Annotated in this window: 21 protein-coding genes and 1 pseudogene; 10 read left to right on the forward strand and 12 right to left on the reverse strand. The window is 72.1% G+C overall.

The window, feature by feature from the left end:
* A pseudogene (locus AA75_RS48725) lies at positions 1 to 1581 on the reverse strand (LamG domain-containing protein); the annotation flags it as partial.
* A gap of 686 nt (positions 1582 to 2267) precedes the next feature.
* Between AA75_RS48725 and AA75_RS40765 the strand changes: the two are divergent.
* Entirely contained in the window at positions 2268 to 2834 is a 567-nt protein-coding gene (locus AA75_RS40765) for a hypothetical protein (protein WP_368666636.1), read from the forward strand.
* On the opposite strand, the gene AA75_RS40770 is transcribed toward AA75_RS40765, so the two are convergent.
* The 3 genes from AA75_RS40770 to AA75_RS40780 all read right to left on the reverse strand — a co-directional run bounded on the left by AA75_RS40770 (position 2813) and on the right by AA75_RS40780 (position 6654).
* Entirely contained in the window at positions 2813 to 3541 is a 729-nt protein-coding gene (locus AA75_RS40770; protein ID WP_033825549.1) for an SDR family oxidoreductase, read from the reverse strand. The two genes, AA75_RS40765 and AA75_RS40770, sit on opposite strands and share 22 nt — an antisense overlap.
* A gap of 208 nt (positions 3542 to 3749) precedes the next feature.
* A complete protein-coding gene (locus AA75_RS40775) occupies positions 3750 to 5258 on the reverse strand; it encodes a SufS family cysteine desulfurase (protein ID WP_082527206.1) in 1509 nt (502 codons plus the stop codon).
* The gene (locus AA75_RS40780) at positions 5245 to 6654 is read right to left on the reverse strand and encodes a family 2B encapsulin nanocompartment shell protein (protein WP_033825550.1); all 1410 of its coding nucleotides are present in this window, start codon (positions 6652 to 6654) and stop codon (positions 5245 to 5247) included. Before AA75_RS40780 ends, AA75_RS40775 begins: the two co-directional genes overlap by 14 nt.
* A 314-nt stretch (positions 6655 to 6968) precedes the next feature.
* Here AA75_RS40780 and AA75_RS40785 point away from each other — a divergent pair, with 314 nt between their 5' ends.
* A complete protein-coding gene (locus AA75_RS40785) occupies positions 6969 to 7583 on the forward strand; it encodes a TetR/AcrR family transcriptional regulator (protein ID WP_033825551.1) in 615 nt (204 codons plus the stop codon).
* A gap of 114 nt (positions 7584 to 7697) precedes the next feature.
* A complete protein-coding gene (locus AA75_RS40790) occupies positions 7698 to 8333 on the forward strand; it encodes a cysteine hydrolase family protein (protein ID WP_149038673.1) in 636 nt (211 codons plus the stop codon).
* Positions 8334 to 8752: 419 nt separating this feature from the next.
* On the opposite strand, the gene AA75_RS40795 is transcribed toward AA75_RS40790, so the two are convergent.
* Positions 8753 to 9049: a ribosomal protein L7/L12 gene (locus AA75_RS40795; protein WP_233289420.1), complete on the reverse strand. Its 297-nt coding sequence runs from the start codon at positions 9047 to 9049 to the stop codon at positions 8753 to 8755.
* A 79-nt stretch (positions 9050 to 9128) separates the two neighbouring features.
* Between AA75_RS40795 and AA75_RS40800 the strand changes: the two genes are divergently transcribed.
* Entirely contained in the window at positions 9129 to 9323 is a 195-nt protein-coding gene (locus tag AA75_RS40800) for a hypothetical protein (protein ID WP_033825552.1), read from the forward strand.
* A 172-nt stretch (positions 9324 to 9495) separates the two neighbouring features.
* On the opposite strand, the gene AA75_RS40805 is transcribed toward AA75_RS40800, so the two are convergent.
* The gene (locus AA75_RS40805; RefSeq protein WP_233289421.1) at positions 9496 to 10347 is read right to left on the reverse strand and encodes a LysR family transcriptional regulator; all 852 of its coding nucleotides are present in this window, start codon (positions 10345 to 10347) and stop codon (positions 9496 to 9498) included.
* Between the two features lie 81 nt (positions 10348 to 10428).
* Between AA75_RS40805 and AA75_RS40810 the strand changes: the two genes are divergently transcribed.
* Positions 10429 to 10932: a cupin domain-containing protein gene (locus AA75_RS40810; RefSeq protein ID WP_033825581.1), complete on the forward strand. Its 504-nt coding sequence runs from the start codon at positions 10429 to 10431 to the stop codon at positions 10930 to 10932.
* 29 nt (positions 10933 to 10961) lie between these two features.
* Positions 10962 to 11321 carry a DoxX family protein gene (locus AA75_RS40815; protein ID WP_033825553.1) on the forward strand — a complete coding sequence of 120 codons (360 nt, stop codon included), beginning with the start codon at positions 10962 to 10964 and terminating at the stop codon, positions 11319 to 11321.
* A gap of 80 nt (positions 11322 to 11401) precedes the next feature.
* Here AA75_RS40815 and AA75_RS40820 read toward each other — a convergent pair whose 3' ends face one another.
* The gene (locus AA75_RS40820; protein WP_033825554.1) at positions 11402 to 12037 is read right to left on the reverse strand and encodes a dihydrofolate reductase family protein; all 636 of its coding nucleotides are present in this window, start codon (positions 12035 to 12037) and stop codon (positions 11402 to 11404) included.
* A gap of 381 nt (positions 12038 to 12418) precedes the next feature.
* On the opposite strand from AA75_RS40820, the gene AA75_RS40825 reads away from it, so the two are divergent.
* Both AA75_RS40825 and AA75_RS40830 read left to right on the forward strand, forming a co-directional pair.
* Positions 12419 to 12976, forward strand: a complete 558-nt coding sequence (locus tag AA75_RS40825; RefSeq protein WP_033825555.1) for a hypothetical protein — start codon at positions 12419 to 12421, stop codon at positions 12974 to 12976.
* Positions 12977 to 13023: 47 nt separating this feature from the next.
* Entirely contained in the window at positions 13024 to 13557 is a 534-nt protein-coding gene (locus AA75_RS40830) for an EF-hand domain-containing protein (RefSeq protein WP_233289422.1), read from the forward strand.
* 161 nt (positions 13558 to 13718) lie between these two features.
* On the opposite strand, the gene AA75_RS40835 is transcribed toward AA75_RS40830, so the two are convergent.
* The 3 genes from AA75_RS40835 to AA75_RS40845 all read right to left on the reverse strand — a co-directional run bounded on the left by AA75_RS40835 (position 13719) and on the right by AA75_RS40845 (position 17820).
* Complete coding sequence (locus tag AA75_RS40835) at positions 13719 to 15821, reverse strand: WD40 repeat domain-containing protein (protein ID WP_051814267.1); 2103 nt, start codon at positions 15819 to 15821, stop codon at positions 13719 to 13721.
* Positions 15822 to 15997: 176 nt separating this feature from the next.
* Positions 15998 to 17284, reverse strand: a complete 1287-nt coding sequence (locus AA75_RS40840) for an MFS transporter (protein WP_033825558.1) — start codon at positions 17282 to 17284, stop codon at positions 15998 to 16000.
* The gene (locus tag AA75_RS40845; RefSeq protein ID WP_033825559.1) at positions 17281 to 17820 is read right to left on the reverse strand and encodes a transcriptional regulator; all 540 of its coding nucleotides are present in this window, start codon (positions 17818 to 17820) and stop codon (positions 17281 to 17283) included. Before AA75_RS40845 ends, AA75_RS40840 begins: the two co-directional genes overlap by 4 nt.
* Positions 17821 to 18027: 207 nt before the next feature.
* On the opposite strand from AA75_RS40845, the gene AA75_RS40850 reads away from it, so the two are divergent.
* Complete coding sequence (locus AA75_RS40850) at positions 18028 to 18759, forward strand: SMI1/KNR4 family protein (protein WP_033825560.1); 732 nt, start codon at positions 18028 to 18030, stop codon at positions 18757 to 18759.
* A 290-nt stretch (positions 18760 to 19049) separates the two neighbouring features.
* Positions 19050 to 19541 (forward strand): hypothetical protein, encoded by a 492-nt coding sequence (locus AA75_RS40855; RefSeq protein WP_149038674.1) that lies wholly within the window; start codon positions 19050 to 19052, stop codon positions 19539 to 19541.
* A 249-nt stretch (positions 19542 to 19790) separates the two neighbouring features.
* Here AA75_RS40855 and AA75_RS40860 read toward each other — a convergent pair whose 3' ends face one another.
* Complete coding sequence (locus tag AA75_RS40860; protein ID WP_033825562.1) at positions 19791 to 20090, reverse strand: hypothetical protein; 300 nt, start codon at positions 20088 to 20090, stop codon at positions 19791 to 19793.
* Positions 20091 to 20288: 198 nt separating this feature from the next.
* Entirely contained in the window at positions 20289 to 20588 is a 300-nt protein-coding gene (locus AA75_RS40865) for a hypothetical protein (protein ID WP_033825563.1), read from the reverse strand.
* Positions 20589 to 21230: the final 642 nt, after the last annotated feature.

Raw genomic sequence — 21230 nt, forward strand, 5'->3', positions numbered from 1 at the left:
CCACCGGCGGGCGAAGCCGGTGCCGTCGTCCCAGCCGACCGCGAACTGGACGCCGATGGCCTCGCCGTCCGGGTCGTCGGCGCGCGCCGTGATCTGGGGCCACTTGTTGATCGTCACGCCGGTCGACAGGCAGCTGCCGGGGGACATCGTCAGACCGCTCATCGGGGTCTGACGGGGCGCCAGGTTGTAGTGCACCCGCAGGAAGGCGTCGTCGGTCAGGCGCTTCCAGCTGTTGGAGTCGCCCTCGTTCTCGGCCTTGAGCCCGAAGGTGGTCCAGGACCAGCCCCAGTTCGCGGCGTCCTGGACCAGGTCCTTGACGCCGCCCGAGGTACCGCCGAACTCCAGCCAGCCGCCCGGGCAGCTACCGCTCCAGCCCTTGGCCGCACTCATGGTCTGCAGCTTGCGGCTCCAGAAGCCCGAGGCGTTCTGCGCGTTCCAGTTCGTGCCCGAGGACACCCAGCCGGTGTTCCACAGCTCGATGTTGCTCGGCGAGCACGACCAGGAGTGGCTCTCGTAGGTGCCGAACTCCGCGCTCAGGATCTGCTTCCCGATGAACGTCGACGTCGGGATCTGGAAGAACGCCCGCTTCACGTCCGACGGCGCACAGCGGCTCGAGTCGCCGCAGTAGCCGACGCCCCAGTCGTGGACGTAGGTGCTGTTGTAGGTGAAGTGCCAGTAGGACTGGGACGCGTAGTAGCGCGACACGCCTGTCCAGTCGGCGGCGTTCGGCGTGTTCCAGGCCGGGTCGATCATGACGGGGAAGACCGTCGCGGGGTCGTCCAGCATCGCCTGGTCCGGGGTGAGGACCAGCTTGTCCTGGGCGGCCGGCAGGTCGACCTTGATCCGGGCGACCTTCGCACCCTCACCGGGCAGCAGGTCCGGTGCGGGCAGCGCGGCGGACTCCTGGGCCGGCGCGGCGAGGCTCCTGGCCTTCGCCGCCGGTGCCGCCTGGGCGGCGGCTGCCGGGCCGGAGGAGTCCCACATCACCGGCGTGGGCGCCTCGAAGACGGTCCCGCCACCGTTGCGGTCCACCGCTGTCAGTGAACCGTCGGTGGCCTGCTTGACCGTCAGGCCGTCGCCCTTGAGGCCCAGGCGCAGCTGGTCGAGCTCCGGGTTCTTCGCCGCCGCCGCGGTGTGCACCACGAGGATCTGGCTGAAGCCGGTCCGGGTCGCGGTCAGCTTCAGGTCCACGTCCGGCAGGATCGAGCGGTACTCCGCGGTGCTGCCTTCCACCACCGGCTTCGGCAGCGCGTGGGGCCAGTTGAGCTTCAACTCCTTGCCCTGCGAGGTCATCCGCACCAACGGCTGCGAGCCCCCGCCGCCGGAGAACACCACGTCGGCGGTGGCCGCCTTCGGCGCCACCGAACCGTCCGCGCGTACGGCCAGCGCCGGGTCGATGTCCACCCAGCCGCCGGCCTTGCGGACCCGGTGCGGCTGCACGTACGTGGTCGCCACCAGCTTGCCGTCCGGCTGGGCGACCACGTCGCTGGTCTCGGTCCGCTTCGAAGCCACCTCCACCGGCTTCCCCGACCGCTTGGCCTCCGCCACCGCCGCGACCTCGGCCGCGTCGGTCGAGGTCACGCCCACGCCCGCCTTCGCCGGATCGGCCGAAGCTCCGTCAGCGGCATACGCGCCGACCGGAAGCAGACCGGAGCCCACCAGTGCTCCGGCAGCCACGGTCGCGGCTATCCACGCCCGCGTCGCCCGTCTCCACTCTGTTCTTGCCACGCCTTCTCATCCCCGAATTCTTAAGATCTTCTAATGCGAAGCAGATCTTCGTGAACCATCGAAGGGGGTGTCAACAAAAGCGTGAGGTCAAGGGGGTGGGGACGGCGCGTTCCGGGTGGAGCAAGCGCGACCATGTCTGCCAAATCTGGACAATGTGCAGGTAAAATGTGTGCTAAGTCACACGGGTCGGTGACGTGCCGTCGCAATCGGCGGAAATGCCGTGCGCCAGCGGCCGCGCCCAGCCTGCGCCGAGGCGTCGCGGACGAGCCCGAGCGGCGCCGATCCGCTTCGGCTGCCGCCGGGTCGGCCCAGTTGACGGCCCGACAGGGAGGGCCCCCGGGGTGCGCGGGCGGGTCGCTGGCCGCTGCGCCGTGCCTGTCGGCTGTGACAAGGGCCCGCGGTCGGGCGACAATCCACGGCATGGATGACGCATTCACACTGATCCGGCAGGCCGTCGACCTCCTGGCCGAGGAGGCCGTGGCGGAGAACGGCCAGACGGTCGCAGACGTCCGGGGGACATCCGGCTCCAGGAGTGGGAGATGGCACTCGATGTGCTCATCGAGATCGCGGATGTCCGGCCGGTGCCCGTCGCCTTCTGGGAGAAGCTCGCCGAAGCCGCTCGGCAGATGATGCTGGAGAGCAACCGGCGGTGGTGCGAATGGCGGGCCTGGGAGGTCGAGCACGGCACGATCCGGGCGACCCTGACCCTGCTGGGGGCGGACGAGGGCGGACGTCAGGGGCCTTTCGAAGGGGACGGCCGGCTCAGGCCGCTGTGGGACATCGGTCACCGCACCGCAGCCGGGCAGCAGGACCTGGACATCGCCCGGCTCTGGGTGGAGTTCGCGCCGCGGTTCGGCCCGGGAGCAACAGCAGACGTCCGCCTGGCTCCCCTACGGCCCGGGCGGTGGCGGCATCTGGAGCCCGGTGATGTGATCACCATGCACGAGGCCCGGACCGCCACCGGCATCGCCGAGATCATCGAGGTCCTGCCCCCTCGCATCCGAGGTGCCGCCGGCCGTCCGACGGACGACCCGGCCCGCCGGGCCGGGGAACCGGCTCTCCCGGGTGCGCGGGGGTGGGCAGGTCAGGAGAGCCAGTCCGCGTAGTGGGTGGGGGCGAGCCGGGCGTCCCTGTCGGTGAGGACATCGCCCTTGACGACGGCGAACATACCGGCGGTGGGGTCGGTGACGACGGTACGGTGGTCGCCCTTGCGGGACAGGGTGATCCGGCCCAGCTCGTCCAGGGGGAGGATCTCGGGGCCGGCGATGTTGCGGATACCGCCGAGCGGGCTGCCCACGGCGACCTCCGCCACCGCGGCGGCCACGTCCCCGGCGGCGATCGGCTGGATCGGCGTGGCGGGCAGCCGGACGGTGTCCGCGTCGGCGGTCCAGGACAGTACGGCCGCCATGAACTCCATGAACTGCGTCGCCCGCACGATCGAGTAGGGGATCGGCCCGGCCGCGAGGATGTTCTCCTGGAGGACCTTCGCGCGGTAGTAGTCCAGCTCCGGCACCTGGTCCGCGCCGACGATCGACAGGATGACGAAGTGGCCGACACCACCCTTCCGGGCCGCGGCCAGAAGCGAGTCCATCGAGGTCTGGAAGAAGGCGAGGGACGCCTCGTCGAAGGTCGGGGAATTCGTCAGGTTGACGACGACGTCGGCCCCCGCGACCGCCCCGTCCAGCCCCTGGCCGCTGATGACGTCGACCCCGGTGGACTGCGAGTGCGGCACCGCCTCGTGCCCGGCGGCGTTCAGATCCCTGACGACCTGTGACCCGATCAGCCCGGTACCGCCGATGACTGCGACCTTCATGACGTGCCTTTCGTCGGGAACATGTCCGCAATATGGCATATGGCACCTGGTCGCAGCTGTGGGCGCGCCACGCACCCGGGCCGAACCGGCTGTCCGCCGCGGTCGGAGCCGGGGACCGGCGCCGCAGCGCGCCCGGTCCCGGAGCCGCCCGGCGCGCGCTGCGCCGTGCGGTTCCGGGACCGGGGTCCGCCGTGATCGACCGCCCGGGCTATCCGGCGGCCGCCGCCGACCTGGCCTGGACGTCCTGGAGGGCCGCCACCAGGGAGTTCACGTCTTCGACGGTGTTGTACAGGGCCAGCGAGGCCCGTACCGCCGCCTGCAGCCCGAAGGCGGCCAGCGCCGGCTGTGCGCAGTGGTGACCGGCACGTACGGCGATGCCCTGCTGGTCGAGGGCGCCGGCGAGGGCCATCGGGTCCGCCCCGGCGAGCAGGAAGGTCAGCACGCCGATCTTCCCCGGGGCGTTGCCGATCAGGCGCAGGCCGGGGACGGTGGCCAGCACCGCCATCGCGTACGCGGTGAGCTGTTCCTCGTAGGCGGTGGCGGCCTCGCGGTCCAGCGCCGCGAGGTACTGCAGGGCGGCCCGCAGCCCGGCCACGCCGGCGATGTGGCCGGTGCCGGCCTCCAGCCGGTGCGGGACCGGGGCGTACGTGGTCTCCTCGAACCCGACCGAGTCGATCATGTTCCCGCCGCCCTGCCACGGGGGCATGGCCTCCAGCAGCTCGCGCTTGCCGAACAGCACGCCGATACCGGTCGGGGCGAAGATCTTGTGCCCCGAGAAGGCGTAGAAGTCGGCGTCCAGCGCGGTGACGTCGACCGGGAAGTGGCTTACCGCCTGCGCGCCGTCCACCAGGACCTTCGCGCCGTACCGGTGGGCGAGCGCGGTCATCTCGGCCACCGGCGGGACGGTGCCCAGCACGTTGGAGGCGTGCGTGAGCGCGACCATCCTGGTGCGGGAGCCGAGCAGGTCCCGGTAGGCGTCCTGGTCCAACTGCCCGTCGGGGAGCAGCGGGATCGGGCGGATCCGCGCCCGCCGCTCGGCGGCGATCAGCTGCCAGGGCACCAGGTTGGAGTGGTGTTCGGCCGCCGAGACCAGGATCTCGTCGCCGACCCCCAGGTTGGCCCGGCCCCAGCTCTGCGCCACCAGGTTGACGGCCTCGGTGGTGCCCCGGACGAAGACGATCTCGCCCTGGTCCGGGGTGCCGAGCAGGTCGGCCGCGGCCTGCCGGCCCTCCTCGTAGACCTGGGTGGCCTGCTTGGCCAGGGTGTGCGCGCCGCGGTGGACGTTGGAGGTGCCCATCGCGTAGTGCTCGCCGACGGCTTCGACCACCTGGCGGGGCTTGAGCGTGGTGGCGCCGTTGTCGAGCCAGACCAGCGGGCGGCCGTTCACCTCCCGGTGCAGCTGCGGGAAGTCCCGCCGGACGGCCTCGACGTCGAATCCGCCCGGCGGTGCGGCGGGCGGCGCCGCCGGGGGCGTCGGGGCGGTCGGCGGCGTGCCGCCGGAAGGTGCGGCTGCCGATGGCGGTGTGGCGGTCTCCCGGTCCGGCTGCTCGGGCAGCCAGTACCGGGAGCCGCCCGCCAGGTGGGCGAGCGCGGCCGGCAGCGGCGGCGCCTGCGGCACCGGGAGCGTCTGCGGCATCGGAAGCGTGCCCGACTGCGGGGAGCCCCAGGGCGGTTGGGCGGTCGCGGTGCCGGCGCCGCTGCCGTCAGGAGTAGTCATAGTAGTTCGACAACTCGACGTTCTGGAGCACCGCGACGGCGTCGTCCACCAGCGCGGCGGTCGAGAAGTAGCTGGTCACCAGGTACGAGGTGATGGCCCGGCGGTCGACGCCCATCGGCCGGACCGACAGGCCCGGCTCGACCTCGTCCGGGACGCTCGACGGCCGCAGGCCCACCACGCCCTGCTCCGCCTCGCCGACCCGCATCAGCAGGATGTTGGTGGTGCCGGGCGCGGAGTTGCTGGAACCCCTGAGGTCCAGCTTGTCGGAGGGCAGCAGCGGCACGCCGCGCCAGGTCAGGAACGGGCTGCCGAAGAGCTCCACGATCTGCGGCGGCACCCCGCGCCGGGTGCACTCGCGCCCGAACGCGGCGATCGCCCGGGGGTGGGCCAGGAAGAACGCGGGCTGCTTCCAGACCCGGGTGAGCAGCTCGTCCATGTCGTCCGGGGTCGGCGAGCCCTTGCGGGTGTGCACCCGCTGGGTCGGCACGACGTTGTTGAGCAGCCCGTACTCGGGGTGGTTGAGCATCTCCCACTCCTGACGCTCGCGCAGCGCCTCGGTGGTCAGCCGCAGCTGTGCCTGGACCTGGTCGATCGAGGAGTTGTAGATGTCGGAGACCCGGGTGTGCACCTTCAGCACGGTCTGCGCGATGCTCAGCTCGTACTCGCGCGGGGACTCCTCGTAGTCCACGAAGGTCTGCGGCAGCTCGGGTTCGCCGCTGTGGCCCGAGGTCAGGTCGATCGGGTGCTCGCGGTCGGCCGGGCCCTGTCCGTCGGCGGCGTACGCGTCCAGGCGGGCCCGCAACGCTGGTTCCCGGTCGGCCAGTTCGGCGAGCATCCGGTGCTCGAGGGAGAGCACCGTACACGGGGTGAGGGCCCGGACCTGGTACGGGGTCGGCTCGCCGCGCACCCAGGCGCCGTCGTCGAAGTAGTCGCCGTCGCCGAGGACGGAGAGCAGGGCGTCCTCGCCGTACTGGCCGGTGGCGCGCTTCTCGGCGCGGCCGAAGGTGATGACGTGCAACTGCCCGGGCGGGGTGTCGGCGCTGGCGATGAGTTCACCGGGCTCGACCTCGCGCTGGACGAAGCCGTTGGCGAGGGCGCTCAGCATCGAGCTGTCCAGGTCGCGCAGGAAGACGATCTCGCGCAGGTCCTCGGCGATCACCCGGGCCTCGCCGCCGCCGTCGGTGAAGGTGCCGATCAGCCCGTCGCCGAGGATGAAGCCCCGCCGGCGGTTGACCCGGTAGACGCCGGCCTCCAGGTCGACCCAGGGCAGCACCCGCAGCAGGTAGCGCGGGGTGATGCCGAGCATCTGCGGCGCGGTCTTGGTGGTGGTGGCCAGGTTCCTTGCGGCGGAGGTGCTGAGGCTCCGCTGGTTCTGCGGAGCGGTCTCGGTGGTCATGGCGCGTCCCTATCCGTGAGTAAGAGATCTGACGACACGTCAACTTGCTTGCCGCGGAGGCGAGATGTGGCCCGCTCCGGGCTTCACGGAGATTGTTGCGGGCGGATTGCGCGGCTGCGAGCGTGTTCGATCGTCCCCGATTGGTTCCGGTGCGCACCAGTGGGCGTGTGGGTCATCAAACTCACTCGAACGAGTGATATCGGGCCATAAGGGGGCAGTGGGATGTTCGAAAGCGCCGCTTGGATGTGGGTCGTCGAGGAGCCGGCGGCAGGGCATTCCAACCCGCCGGTTGGTGGCTTCGTATGCTTGGGGGCATGGCATGGGACACCGAGAGGACCAAGCGGCTGCTGCTCGATGCGGCCGTGGACGAGTTCGCCGCACACGGGCCCGAGGGCGCGCGGATCGACCGCATCGCGACCGCGGCCGGAGTGAACAAGGAGCGGATCTACCCCTACTTCGGGGGCAAGCAGCAGCTGTTCGCGGCGGTGGTCCAGCGCGAGCTCGAGCAACTCGCCGCCGCCGTCCCGCTGGAGGAACCGGACGGCGGGACGGTGGACCTGCCGGAGTACGCGGGCCGGGTCTTCGACTACCACCTCGCCCACCCGCACCTGCTGCGCCTGCTCCAGTGGGAGGCGCTGTGCGGCGACGGCTCCGCCCCGGTCGCGGGGGAGGGGCGCAGGGCCGCCCACTACGCCGAGAAGGTCGCCGCGGTCTCCCGGGCCCGCCGCGGCTCCGGGGGTGCCGGTGACGCCGCGAGGGGTGAGGTGCAACTCCCGCCCGCGGACCTGCTGTACGCCGTGATCGCGCTCGCCGGCTGGCAGTTCGCGGCGCCGCAACTGGCCCGCATGATCATCGGCGGGGCGGTGGATGCGGATCCGGCCGCGAGGCGCGCCGCCGTGGTGGACATGGTGCGCAGGCTCGCGCTCTGACCGGCCTGCGGGGCCCACATCTCCAACTCAAGGGTTGGAGATGTGGGTGCGCTCGCGCTAATATCCAACTCGTCAGTTGGAAACATTCGCACCAGGAGACCGACCATGACGGCCATGCCCGCACGCCCGAACGCCGCCCTCGTCCTGATCGAGTTCCAGCGCGAGTGGCTCGACCCCTCGCACGGCCGCCTCCACCACCTCGTCGAGGACCGCGACCTGCTGGACACCGCCGTGCGCGGCGCGGCCGTCGCGCTGGCCGCCGCCCGGGAGCACGGCGTTCCCGTCGTGCACGTGCCGCTCGTCCTCACCCCGGGCGCACCCGAGCTGGAGAGCTGGACCCCGGCCGTACTCGGCCTGCGCGCGGCGATCCCCAAGGCCGGCACCTGGATCGAGGGCAGTACGGGCGTCGCGTTCGCCGAGGATTTCCGGCCCGCCCCCGGCGAGCCGGTCGTGCGCGGCCGCGCCGGCGCCAGCGCCTTCGCCGGCTCCTCCGACCTCGACCTGATCCTGCGCCGACTCGGCGTCACCGACCTCTACCTGGCGGGCTTCGCCACGCACGTGTGCGTCGAATCCACCCTGCGCGAGGCCCACGACCGCGGCTACACCGCCCACGTCGTCCACGACGCCTGCGCGGCCTTCACCCGGGCACAGCAGGACCACGTCCGCCAACACGTGATCCACCACTTCGGCGACGAGACGGACGCCGCAGCCTTCGCCGCCTCCCTCGAGGCGCCGCTCCCCGCCCACTGACCGCCGGCAAGGGGACGCCGTCGGCGGGGACGGGGGAGAGGCGGTGCGCGGGCTGCGCGATGTTCCGTACCGGGGCGAGAGCGGGAGCCCGCCGCCAGCGCCTACCTCTCCACGGTCGGCTACTCGCCGGGCGTGGATGGCGATGGCGGGTACGGCACTGTCTACCAGCGGGGCTTCAAGGTCGGTCCCGGGCGGGAGTTCGACCCGTCCGGTGCCGGGAGCCGATCCGGGCGCCTCCGCTTCGCCCGTCCGGGCAACATCGGACCGGGTCACGCTCCCGGTCACCGGCCGGCCACCCGGCACCGGCTCCGCCGCCGACACCCCGCTGATCACGGCCCTCAGCGCCGGAGCGGTACTGCTCGGCGCCGGCACGGTCGTTCTCAACGCGTCGTCGTACCCACTGAGTCAACTGTCCGCTGTCAAGGCGCTGACCGCGATTCCGTGGAAGGTGGTCCGTGGCGCTTCTCCTCCCGTACCTCGGCGTGGGCTCCCGCTTCGTGGAGTTCGCGCACCACGGCTTCCGCCACCTCCTGTGTGACGTCATCGAGGATGGTGGCCGGCAGCCGTCCGATGAGGGACTTGCTGTGCCACAGGCTCAGCCCGGTTCTCCGGCTGACGACTTTCAGGGCCTCGATGGGGCAGGGGCCGGGGTCGGTCACAACCACGGAGATGGGCCCCTGATCGCAGACCAGCCAGCCGTACTCCTGCGCCATCATGACTCCTCGGATCCAGGCCGGGCAGCAGCATAGAACACACCCCTGCTGGCCCCTCGGGCATTTCTTGCCCGGCACCGGTTTGCCCAGGATCCGAACCCCCGCTGCCCGCGCCAAGCGGTTCTTCGACGACGTACGGGCCCCGGCCAAGGAGTTCGCCCTGATCGAGGACGCGAGCCACTTCGCCTACTTCCGCCACCCCGAGCAGTTCCTGCACCTCATGCTGACCAAGGTCCGGCTCCTGGTCACGAACCAGGAGCAGGTCGCGGCCAAGTGACGGGAGCCGAGGGACGCGGCCATTCCTCCCCGGCGAGCGAGCAGGCAGGCGACCGGCGGCTCCAGCGCCAAGGGACGCGGCCACCGCAACACCCGGGCCCGTGGCGCGGCGGACATGGCCGCCGTCGTCGCGCTCCGAGGCGGCGGCACCGGGTGCCAGCGGGTGCCGGCGCTCAGTGACGGTAGGCGGCCGTCGCGATCCCGATGAAGGAGCGGATCAGCGGATTGGTGTCACCTTCGTTCCACACCGCCACCACGCGGCTCGGCGCCATGTCGGCGAGCGGTACCACCGTCAGCTCCGCGGGCAGGTCGTGCCCGAGCGGGGCCAGGCCGACCGTGCCGTTCCACAGCACGGCGTGCAGGCACTCCTGCACACCGCGCACCACCGGGCCCTCGCGCGGCGTGCCCCCGTTCCAGTAGGACTGCCAGAGCGGGTCGGTGCCCTGCGGGAACTGGAACCAGCGGCGGTCGCCCAGCTCGGCGAGCCGCAGCCGGTCGCGGCGGGCCAGCGGATCGTCGGCGCGCAGGACCACGCCGACCGGATCGTCCCGCAGCGCACGCACCGTCAGGGCGGTCTCGTCGAACGGCGCCCGGGTCAGGGCGACGTCGACCAGTCCGGCGCGCAGTCCGCAGGTCGGGTCGGTCAGATCGGTGTCGCGGATGCGGATGTCCACGCCGGGGTGGGTCCGGCGGTAGGCGGCGGCCAGCCTGGACACCCCCGGGTCGGTGCCGTCGCCCAGGATGCCGACGGTGAGGGTCGAGGCGCCGGCCGCCGCGCCCACGCGGACCCGGACGCGGTCGGCGTGGTCGAGCAGGGACCGCGCTTCGTCGAGCAGCACCGAGCCCACCGCGGTGAGTGTGACGCCGGTGGGCGAGCGGGCGAACAGCAGGGCCCCGACCTCGGCCTCCAACTGCTGGATCGCCCGGCTCAGCGGCGGCTGGCTCATGTGCAGTCGGGTGGCCGCCCGGCCGAAGTGGAGTTCCTCGGCGACGGCCACGAAGTAGCGCAGGGTTCGTAGCTCCACGCTGCAAAGATACCCTCCGGGTATCGGCTCCGTGGGATGGGTCTTGGACACCGGACCACCCCCGGCGATGCACTGGTGACCATGACCGACCTGACCGAAGAGACAGCGGCCGACGCGCCGCAGGCCCGCCCCACCGTATCCGTGGTGGGACCCGGCGACGGCGAGACGATCGTGCTGGGCACCACGCACATGCGCGTCCTGGAGGACGGCAGCCACACCGGGCACCGCCTCGCGATCGCCGAGTCCGTCCTCGCCCCGCACACCCAGGGACCGCCGCAGCACCGCCACGCCCAGCACGACGAGGGTTTCTACATCCTCTCGGGCACCGTGCGGTTCACCGTCGGGGACGAGCACCACGACGCCACCACGGGCACGCTCGTGATGGTTCCGCCCGGCACCCCGCACACCTTCGCCAACCGGACCGACCGACCCGCCGTCATGCTCAGCACCTTCACCCCCGACCTGTACGTGCAGTACTTCCGCGATCTCCAGGACGTGCTCGCCGACGGCCGGCCCTTGACGCCGCAGGCCAACGCCGACGCCATGAGCCGCTACGCGACCGAGCCTGCCACCGACCTCGCCTGAACCGCGAACAGCAACTCCGAACGGGAACCATGAACACCGCCTACTGGATCGTCGCGGGACTGCTCGCGCTCTTCTACCTCTACGCGGGCACGCTGAAGGTGAGCCGCAGTCGCGACCAGCTCCGACCGATGATGGCCTGGGTCGACCGCGTACCCCTGCCCGCCCTCAGGGCACTGGGAACGGTCGAGATACTCGGCGCGGCCGGCCTGGTCCTGCCGCCGCTGACGGGCATCGCGCCCGCCCTGGCCCCGGCCGCGGCCGGCGGCCTGGTAATCCTCCAGGCCGGTGCCATCGCCGTCCACCTGACCGGCGGTGACCGCCGGATCGCACTCAACCTCGGGCTCATCACCACCGCGGCCGTGACCGTCTGGCTGGCCACCGGGCTGTGATGTCCGGGCCGGCGGGGACCTGTACGGCGCCGCCGTGCAGGTCCCCGCCGGCAGGCCGCCAGGCGGCCGCGGTGGCGGTGTCAGCCGTCGGACCCGAGGCCGCGGTCGGGTGCGCTCATGTCGCCCGTCCGCGGCGTGCCGTCGGCGAGCCCGTAGCGCAGGTACACGGCGCCCTGGGGGCCGGCCACTGGCGGCTCGACGAGCGTGAGGTTGGTGGGCACCGCACCGCCGTCGAACAGCTTCTTCCCGACGCCCAGCACGATCGGGTGCACCCACAGGTCGAGGCGGTCGAAGAGCTTCTCGCGCAGGAGCGTCTGCACCAGGTCCAGGCTTCCGACGACCTTCACGTTCTCGTGCCGGTCGCGGACCTCACGGACCGCGACCGGCAGATCCGGCCCGAGCAGCACGGAACCGGCCCACGGGAGGTCCGGCGTTCCCCGGGAGGCCACGTACTTCGGCACGCGGTTGAAGAGTTCGGCGATCTCGCCCTCCTTCTGGTGCGGCCAGTAGGCGGCGAAGATGTCGTACGTCCGCCGCCCCAGCAGGAGCGCGTCCGTGCCCTCGTACGCGGCCAGGATCTGCGCCCCGGCGACCTCGTCCAGCAGCGGCGCCTGCCAGCCTCCGAACGGGAACCCCACCGGGTCCTCGTCCGGTCCGCCGGGCGCCTGCCCGACCAGGTCGAGGGTGGTGAACAGCTCGAGGTGGATGAGGCCCATGTCTGCACTCCAGATGAGTCGGTCGTCGTCCCGTCCAAGATGTAGACCGGCCAAGGCCCGCAGGAACGGTCGCCGCGCCGACGGGGCGCCGGACCCGCACGGTGCCCGCACTCCTCGCGCGGGTGCCCGGGCGGGGGCTGCACGGCGCGGACGTCGACCGCCTGCGGTCCGCGCCGGCCCTTGATCACTGCCCGCCCCAGGTGCCCTGTCCGACAGCGGCGGACGGGACCTTCCTGGCCAGTTCCCTGGCGGGTCGTCCCGGTACGGACGGCGCTGTCGTCGATCATGGTCGTGGTGGCCGGAGCGCCACCGCCACGGACGAGGCCGCGACCACGGGCGCCCGTCTCCGGAGCTCGAACGAAGGCAACGGGAGAACAACCGATGAAGATCACTGTCCGCGGTGCTCTGCTCGCCGCCGCGCCCCTGCTCGCCGCGGCGCCGCTGCTGACCGGAGCCTTCCAGGCCCACGCCGACGGCACCGCACCCACCACCGACGCCACGTGTGTGATGTCCGCCCACGGCACCTTCGCCAGCCCGGTCGATCCGGGTGGTGCCAACATCGCGCTGGCCGACACCCTGGTCATGGCCGGCACGGTGGAGTGCGTGGACGGTGCCGGCGCACCGGCGGCCACCGGAACGTTCGAGCGGACGGTCACCATGCCGGCCACGGAGTGCACCGGCGACGAGCACGGGGACACCTCCACCACGACCGTCCACTGGTCCGACGGCACCACCTCCACCTTCCGGTTCGAGCGGACCGACGTCGTGAAGGTGAACGGCACCGCCTCACTGACCGTCACCGGGACCGTCACCGACGACAGCGCCCGCTTCGCGGGAGACACCCTGAACGCCGTCGGCACCAGCTCCGGCACCGGCTGCGGAACCCCGGCCGGGGAGAAGACCGTCGACTCGACCCTCGTCGTCCGCCTGACCCACTGAACCGGCCGGCCCGCCCACACACCCGGCACAGGAAGGAAGAGCCCGCGATGCCGCTCCCTCAGGCCGCACCCCCGACACCCCCGGCCCGGCCCATCGCCCCCAAGGCCCGCATCTACGCGATGCTCGACACCGACAAGGACGGCGTCGCATCCCGGCACGACTACTTCGTGCGGATCGAACGCGCCCAACGGGCCACCGGCCGCACCGACGACGACCCCCTGGTCATCGCCGCACACGCCACCGGCGAACGGGCATGGGCCGCCATGGACGCCAACAACGACGGCGTCATCACCTACGAGGAGTACGCCGCCTGGGTCGACGCCGAGAAGTTCGACACCGTCTGCCGCTACGCCCTGGGCGCCCTGTTCGACCTCGCCGACACCGACCGGACCGGCGCCCTCGACCGGAGACAGTTCACCGTGCTGCGCCAGGCCCTCGGCAACCCGGCCGACAACGCCGACGCCGCGTTCGACGCCCTGGACGGCGACGGCGACGGACGCATCGGCCGCAAGGAGTACCTGGCCGCGATCCGCGCGTACGTCACGGGTGACGAATCCCCCATGGGCGACGCCCTGTACTGACCACTGACGCCCCCCGGCCCGGGCCGGCCGCGGACCTCGCCCGCCTGTCGGCCCCGGAGCCCGGGCGCGGCCGGCTCCTGCGGGCGGGGCGTGGTGGGGCGGTGGTGTCAGGTCCGAGGGGTGGACCGGGCCGCCCGGGCCCGGGGTCGTCCGCGCCCTGGTCAACGGTGGGTCAGGACGGCGATGTCCGAGCCGAAGCAGACCACCAGCTGCCCGTCCGGTGCCACCGCCAGTCCGCCGATCGGGGCGGGGAAGGCGTACGTTCCGAGCTGCTGCCCCGTGGCGGCGTGCCACACGCGGACGGTTCCGTCGACGCTCCCGGCGGCGACGACGGTGCGACCGTCCAGCGTCCCCGCCGCGCCGGCCGACACCTCGGCGGTGTGGCCCGTCAGGGGCGGCCCGAAGCGTTCACCCGTGGCCAGGTCCCAGAGCTGGACCGTCTCCGTCCGGTCGCCGGTCAGGAGGAGGTTGCGGCCTTCGAGCGTCTCCAGGGCCAGGGCGCCGCGCTGCTGCGGCCGTACCCCCATCCAGGCGTGCGCGGCCAGGTCCCACACGCGTCCTTCCGAGGTCACGGCGACGAAGCGGCCCTCCGGTGCCGCGAAGAACCGGATGGACGGGCTGGTGTACTCGCTCGTCGTCAGCCCGTGCAGCTCTTCCCGGGTGGCCAGATCCCGGACCTGCGCCTTCACGTGCCGGTCGCGGGTGAGGAGCGCGGGCCGTCCCTCGACCGTACCCACCGTCAGCATCGACACGGCGGCGGTGTGGCCGGTCAGCGGCTCACCCAGCTGACCCCCGCCGTGGATGTCCAAGATCCGTACCTCGGTGTCCGACCCGCCGGCGACAATGACCGAACGACCGTCGACGACTCCCGTGGTGGCCCGCTGCACGGGCGCCGCAGCACCGGCCGGACGGCTGTCCGGCTCCTCCTGGCCGAGGTCCCAGATGCGGACCGATCGGTCGTCGCCGCCGGTGACGGCGAGATGGCGCCCCTGTACCACGGCCGTCGCCGCTCCCCGCACGGTCCCTTGATGACCGGTCAGCGGCCGGTGGGAGCGCTCGCGGGTGGACAGGTCCCACACGGCGACCGGCCCGCCGAGGCCGAACCCGACGATCGCGGTGGGGCGCCCGCGGAGCACCGTGAGGGTCGCCGCCTGCGCGAACCCGCCACCCGGCCCACCCACCTGATCGCCCGTGGCCAGGTCCCAGACGTACGTGGCGTAGGAGTTGGCGCTGATCACCAACGGGCACTCGAACGCCGGGTCGGTGGCCAGGACGTGCGTCATGGCTTCGACCTCCATGGTGCCGCACCGGCGCATCCCGCCGTCACCGCCGCCGTCACCGCCGCCATCGCCGTCCGCGCCGCTGCCGTCGGCGGCCGTCGGGAGACCGGACGCCGGATCGGCGATGGGGTGGGAATCCTTGTCGTCGCCCCCGGCGCGCAGCTCCCGTCCCGTGATCAGGTCCCACCTCCGGACGGCGCCTTCGGGATGGCCGGTGACGGCGACCGGACGGCCGTCCACCACCGCCGTCGCGAGCGCATGCACATGGCCGGTACTGATGGTCAGGAGCTCCGTGGTCGGGCCGGGGGCGGCCAGGTCCCACACCCGGAGCAGGCGGTCGGTGCAGCCGGCGACCAGGACCGGTCGGCCCTCGACCGGTGCGGTGGCCAGGGAGATGATCCGGACGCCGTCGCCGGCGCGGTACTCCCCGAGCAGTCGTCCCTCGGCGAGGTCCCAGGCCAGGACCGTCCCGTCGGAGCCGCAGGTGACGGCCACGGGACCCCCGTCCGCCATCGCCGTCACCAGATCACGCACGGCGCCGGTGTGACCGGTGGTGGTCCGGCCGAGCTTCCGGCCCGTGGCCGGGTCCCACCAGTGCAGCGTGCCGTCCTCGCAGCCGGCGACGGCGAACCCGCGGCCCTCCACGACCACGGTCGCCACCGCAGTCACCTCGGCCGGCGCGGGCAGCGCGAACCGCAGCCGTGCGTCCAGGCCGGTACCGGTCGCCCACTCCACCGTCCAGCCATCAGCGGCCTCCTGGGGGAGCGGCACCTCCGCGAGGCTCCTCGCCAGCCCCGGGCTGCCGTACCGTGCGGCGTCCAGCGCCAGCAGCTGCCGCCGTACCTGCGCACCGGCGTCACGGTGCACATGCCCCGACGCCCGGTACACGGCAGCAGCCGCAACCTCCTCCGGCCCGACCGCAGCGTCCAGCGCCGCCAGGACCTGCTCCGGGTCGCCCTCCACCAGCCACCCCGGATCGGTCAACCGCCCACGCCCCGCGGCATCTTCACGGACCTGACCATCGCTTCGGAAATCAGCAGACATGACCGGCACCCTAACCGCGCCCACCGACCACGGTCTGTCCGATGAGGTCCGACGAGGTCCGCCGCCCGCCGGCCGATCCGGCGCCCGAAGCGGCCCGCACAGGCGAGGGATGCGCCCTAAACGGCACCCGCGTGAACAAGTTCCGAGGACTCCCGGCGATCCGAGGCATCGGCCGGGGCGGCAGTCTGCAGCGCTGCCTCGATCCTGCGGTTGGTGGTCATGGTCGCCGTGACGGCGGTCATGGTGAGGAGGAGGCCGGCCGCGGCGAAGAGCGGGGTGCGGACGTCGTAGGTGCTGGCCAGCCAGCCGCCGAGGAAGGAGCCGAACGGGGCGGCGCACATGGCGAGCATGCGGGAGGTGGACGCGACCCGGCCCATCAGGTGGGCGGGAACGATCGCCTGCCGGAGGGAGGGCCCGAGCACCATCGTGGCGCCCATGCCCGCCCCGCAGACCGCGAGTGCGAGGCCGGCGACGTACGGGTTCGGGGCGGCGGCCAGGCCGAGGACGGCTAGCCCTTCGACCGCTGCTGTGCAGGTCAGTGCGGTGCCGGTGCCGAGCCGTCGGCCGAGGAAGGAGGCGATGCCCGTACCGAGCAGACCGCCGGTGGCCTCCGCCGTCAGGAGCAGGCCGAAGCCGAAGGTGCCGATGCCGAGACGGTCGTGCGCGAAGAGGGCGAGTACGGTCTCCACGGCGAGGAAAGCTACATTCCCGACCGCCGGGCGCAGCGCGAGCCCGAGCAGCAGCTGATCCCGCATCACGTACGAGGCGCCGGCCCGCGCCTGCCGCAGCAGCGACTCACGGGTCTGCGGCACGGGCCGGGGCGCGGCAGCCAGCGACCGTACGAGCAGGGCGGAGAGCGCGAACGAGAGCGCGTCGGCGAGCAGCGGAACCGCCCGCCCCAGCGCGAGCAGGGCACTGCCCGCGGGCGGGCCCGCGAAGCCGGACGCGGCGGTCTGGCTGCCGCGCAGGCGGGAGTTGGCGCGTTCGAGGAGTACGGGGTCGCGGCCGAGCAGGTCCGGCAGGTAGGCCGTGGCGGCCGTGTCGAAGAAGAGCCCGCCGAGGCCGAGGAGGAAGGCGAGGGCCGCGAGCAGCGGAACGCTCAGCGCATCGAGCGCGGCCGCTGCCGCCGGTACCGCGAGCAGCGCCGCGCGTGCCGCGTCCGTGACCCACATCGTGCGCCGGCGGTCCCAGCGGTCCACCAGTGCGCCGCCGAGCACCCCGAAGAGCAGCCACGGCAGCGTTCCGGCGGCCGTGACGACGGCGAGCGCCATCGGGTCGCGCGTCAACGTCAAGGCGAGCAGCGGCAGCGCGGCATGCGTCACCCCGTCGCCGAGCGAGGAGACCGTCTGCGCGGTCCACAGCCGTCCGAAGCCGGTCGGCAACTTCGGAGCTTCTGTGGTCACTTGGAGTCCCCTTCGGCCTGCGCCTGCGTTGCCGGGTGGAACAGGGCGAAGACGAGTGACGCGTCCGGCAGCGACGGATCGGACAGCTCCCGGTACTCGTCCGCCAGCGTCGCCAGCCGCGCCCCCAGCTGCGCGAACTGCTCCTCGGTGAGCCGCAGATGCGCCATCCGCACGTGCCGCTCGCTGTCCGCCGGCGACGCCTCCAGGTCCGCCACCGCATGGCGCATCAGCACATCCGGCCCTCCTTCGCCCGGATCCGGCAGTTCGATCGACCGCGCGGCCATGGCGTAGTACCGCTCGGTGACGCCCCGGACCTTCCGCGTCCGTACCACCTTCACCAGGCCGGCCCGCTCCAACAGCCGTACGTGGTAACTGGAACTCCCCTTGGCGAGGCCCACCCGCTCGGCGATCTGCGTGATCGTCGCGGGCTCGAAGCGGAGCACGGCCATGATCCGGTGGCGGGTGAGGTTGGAGACGGCGCGTAGCTGCTCATCGGTGGTGACGTGGAACGTCTCGGGAAGATCGTCTGTGGGCATGCCCCAATGGTCAACACTTCTTGACCATTCGTCAAGGGGGTTCTGTCGCCCGGGCGAACCTCCGCGGCCCCGCGGCCCCGCGGCCCCGCGGCCCCGCGGCCCCGCAGCCCGGCGGCCCGGCGGCCCCGCCCGGCTCGTCGCGCGGGGGAGAACCGGGCGGACCGGACGGACCGGTGGTCGTGTCCTCCCTCGGGATATCGTTCTCGGATGTCCGAAATCCTCGACCTCCGGGTGGACCTGCCATCGGCCCTCACCGGCCCGTCCGCCGCCTTCACGTTCGTCGAACGCTTCGCCGCGCACCTCGGGGCGCCGGTGCGCCCCGAGGACGGAGTGCCCGAGGCCGAACTGGCTGCCGCCGAGCACCGGCTGGGCTTCGCGCTGCCAGGGGCGATGCGCGAGTGGTACGCCCGGTTCGGGCGGCGCTGGGACCTCTTCCACGCCCTCCGTTACCCGTACCCGCCCGAGGACCTCGAGATGGAGGACGGCGTGCTCGTCTGGCAGACGGAGAAGCTCTTCTCCTACGGCTTCGCGATCCCGCTGGACCGCGTCCACGAGACCGACCCGCCGGTCGTGATGGACAGCCACGAGGCGGGTGGCGAATGGACCGCGTACGCCGACCGCTTCTCGCTCGCCTGCATCGAGTTGCTGATCACGCAGAACACCCTGTGCGGCGACAACGGCGGCCGGAGGAGGGAGCGCCTTCCCGGCGACGCCGAGTACCTCGAGCGCCACCTCACGGCGGTGCCGTCGCTGTACGGGCCCGAGGCCTGTGACGGCCTGCAGCGGTGGTTCGCCGGCCGTGACGTACTGGTCTGCGACGACCGCTCGGACGACGGTGTCGAGCTCGGGTGGCTGGAGTTCAGGGCGCTGACGCCCGAGGCCGCCGACCGCCTCCGAGCGGAACTCCCGGGCGAATGGCGAGAGATCATGGACTACTGACGGCACCCGGCCAGCACAGTGTTGTGCACGGCCTGCCCCATCAGCCGCGGCCGGCGACACCGGCGTCGGCGCCTGGCGCTGTACACGCGCTGCCGCTCATGATCAGAGGCTGCGCAGGTGCGTGGCTCGCAGGCCGGGAGCGGCGCTGATTCGCACCGGAGACCGGCACGGCAACGTCACGCGACAGGGCGGGAGGCTCCGTTCGGGCCGTGAGGTGGCACGGGAGGGACCTTGATCGAACGGGTGGCCGCCCCTAGGCTCCCCGGACGACCACGTTGAAGGGCAGCGCCGTGCACATCACCACGTCCTACGAGCTCACCCATGATGATATGTACCGGGGTCTGCTCCGCGCCCATGGACGTGGTGGGCGTGTCTGGTGGCGCACCGGCTTCCTGACCATCAGCGGCGCACTCGCGGCAGCGGGCGCCGCCCTGGGCGAAATGCCCTGGCTGTACGGGTACACCGTCCTGGCCCTGGGCCTGGCGCTGCTCGAGACGTACCGGATCGCGCTGAAAGCCCGTTGGTCCGTCCGGAGGGCGATGCCGGGCTTCGCCGGGACCACCGAGGTCACGATCACCTCCGAATCCGTCCGCGTCCTCCGCTCGACGGCCACGCACGAAGCCGTCTGGAGTGTCCAGCACAAGATCGAGAACACCCCCGACGTCCTCTTCCTGCACCAGAGCAACCGCACGACGATGGTCCTGAAGCGACACCTGAGCGCCGAACAGCGAGCCGAACTGGACGACTTCATCTCCACCCTCGGCCCCCGCCCGGTCCCGTAGCCGGCGGCCGAGGGCTCAAGGCCGATCACTTCGGCGCCTTCGCCGGATGGCCGTTGATGTACGACCCCAGCGGATGTGACCGTCGTCCGGAGGTAGAAGGACGGGTGGCGGTGAAGGGGCATCAGGTGGGGGCGGGCGGGTGCCCGGCCACATCTCTGCTGTTCCTCGGGCGGGGCTCTGTCCGGGCGCGGGCGGCGTGGTGCAAGGTCGCCTGCGCTAGTTCGCCCCGTTGGTCCAAGGGCTCCTCGATCAGCCGTCATCGCCGAGTACGTGTGCGCCGAGGGCTTTCGCGAGCGCCTCGGCGGCTTCCTCGGTCCGGTCGCTGTAGTACCCCTTGATGTCGATCCTTCCGCGCCACCATGCGAAGACGGCAGTCTCACCAGGAACATTGAAGGTTCTCTCCAGGCCCAGATCCGTTGACTCCCAAGGTTCGCCCTCCTCGATCAGCGGGCACTGGGTCGCCGCCTCCTCCCACTCGTGCGTGTCGATGGCGTTGGCGGGACTCTTGGTCCAGTCCTGCGCGCGGGTGATGTGGAAGTCGTAGCTCATGTCCTCGCCTCTCTTCGCATCCGATGGAGCAGCGTTCCGTGTTCGACCCGGTTCCGCTCTACGCTTCCTCTTTGCGGCTCCTCGGACTGGACCGTGTCCGCGAGCGGGCGCCGTGGTGCAGCGTCGCCTGCGTCGCTAGCCCCGGTGGTCCATGCCGGCCAGGGCGAGGCATGTGTGGTGGCCCGGTGGACGCTTGCGTCAGTCGTCGTCGCCCAGTACGTGTGCGCCGAGGGCTTTCGCGAGTGCCTCGGCGGCTTCCTGGGTCTTGTCGGAGTAGTACCCCTTGATGTCGACCTTGCCGTGCCGCCAGGAGAAGACCGCGGTCTCCCCAGGGACCGAGTAGGTCTTCTGGAGGCCGATGTCTGTCCACTTCCACGGCGCTCCTTCTTCCACGAGTGGGCACTGGGCAGCCGCGTCCTCCCACTCCGGTATGCCGATCGGGTCCTTGTGGCCCTGGGTCCAGTCCTGTGCGCGGGTGATGTGGAAGTCGTAGCTCACGTGTCTCAATCTCCGAGTCAGCCGGTCGTGCTGCCGACCGGTAGGACGATTTTCGCGCTGTTCGGGCGGGGCTCGTTACACGATCTCGTGAGTACGACCCGGTGGGGCGTGCACGGTGTGACGCTTCGTCCGTTGATGGCGGGCGTGAGCACCGTGCACGGGTCGATGACAAGTCGTGGACGCTGACCGCGCCGGTGCTCCCGCCTCGACCGGATCGGTCCCCGGAACCTCGGCCTATGGCGGACCGGATGTGTCTTCAAGCCGTCCTGTTCGTGATGGTCACCGGCGTCATCTGGCGTCAGCCGACCCCCGGAGCCGGGCCTCCCGGCCCGGGCAGATGCGCCGACGCAGGCTGTGTTCGGAGGCGGTGGCCGGGGTCCTCTGCTCGCGGAGCCGGATGCGGCTGGCCGGACTGACCGGACGCGTGTCCGCGTGGGCGGCCCCTACATACGTGCGAAGAGGTAACGAGGACAACGGAGTTGGCCTGGCACCGACCGATCGTGGCAAGGAGGGCCGACCTCGAAGGGAGCCCAAGCCCCTGTCGGCGACAAGGGCAACGGCAGTTGGCACGTCCGACGGGAGCTTCAAAGGCGCCGGATCCGTGTGCTCGGCGCACCCGGGCCGGGCCGGGAGCGGCCCAGG

This window comes from Kitasatospora sp. MBT63 (genome assembly GCF_000710465.2).
Taxonomy (GTDB): Bacteria; Actinomycetota; Actinomycetes; order Streptomycetales; family Streptomycetaceae; genus Kitasatospora.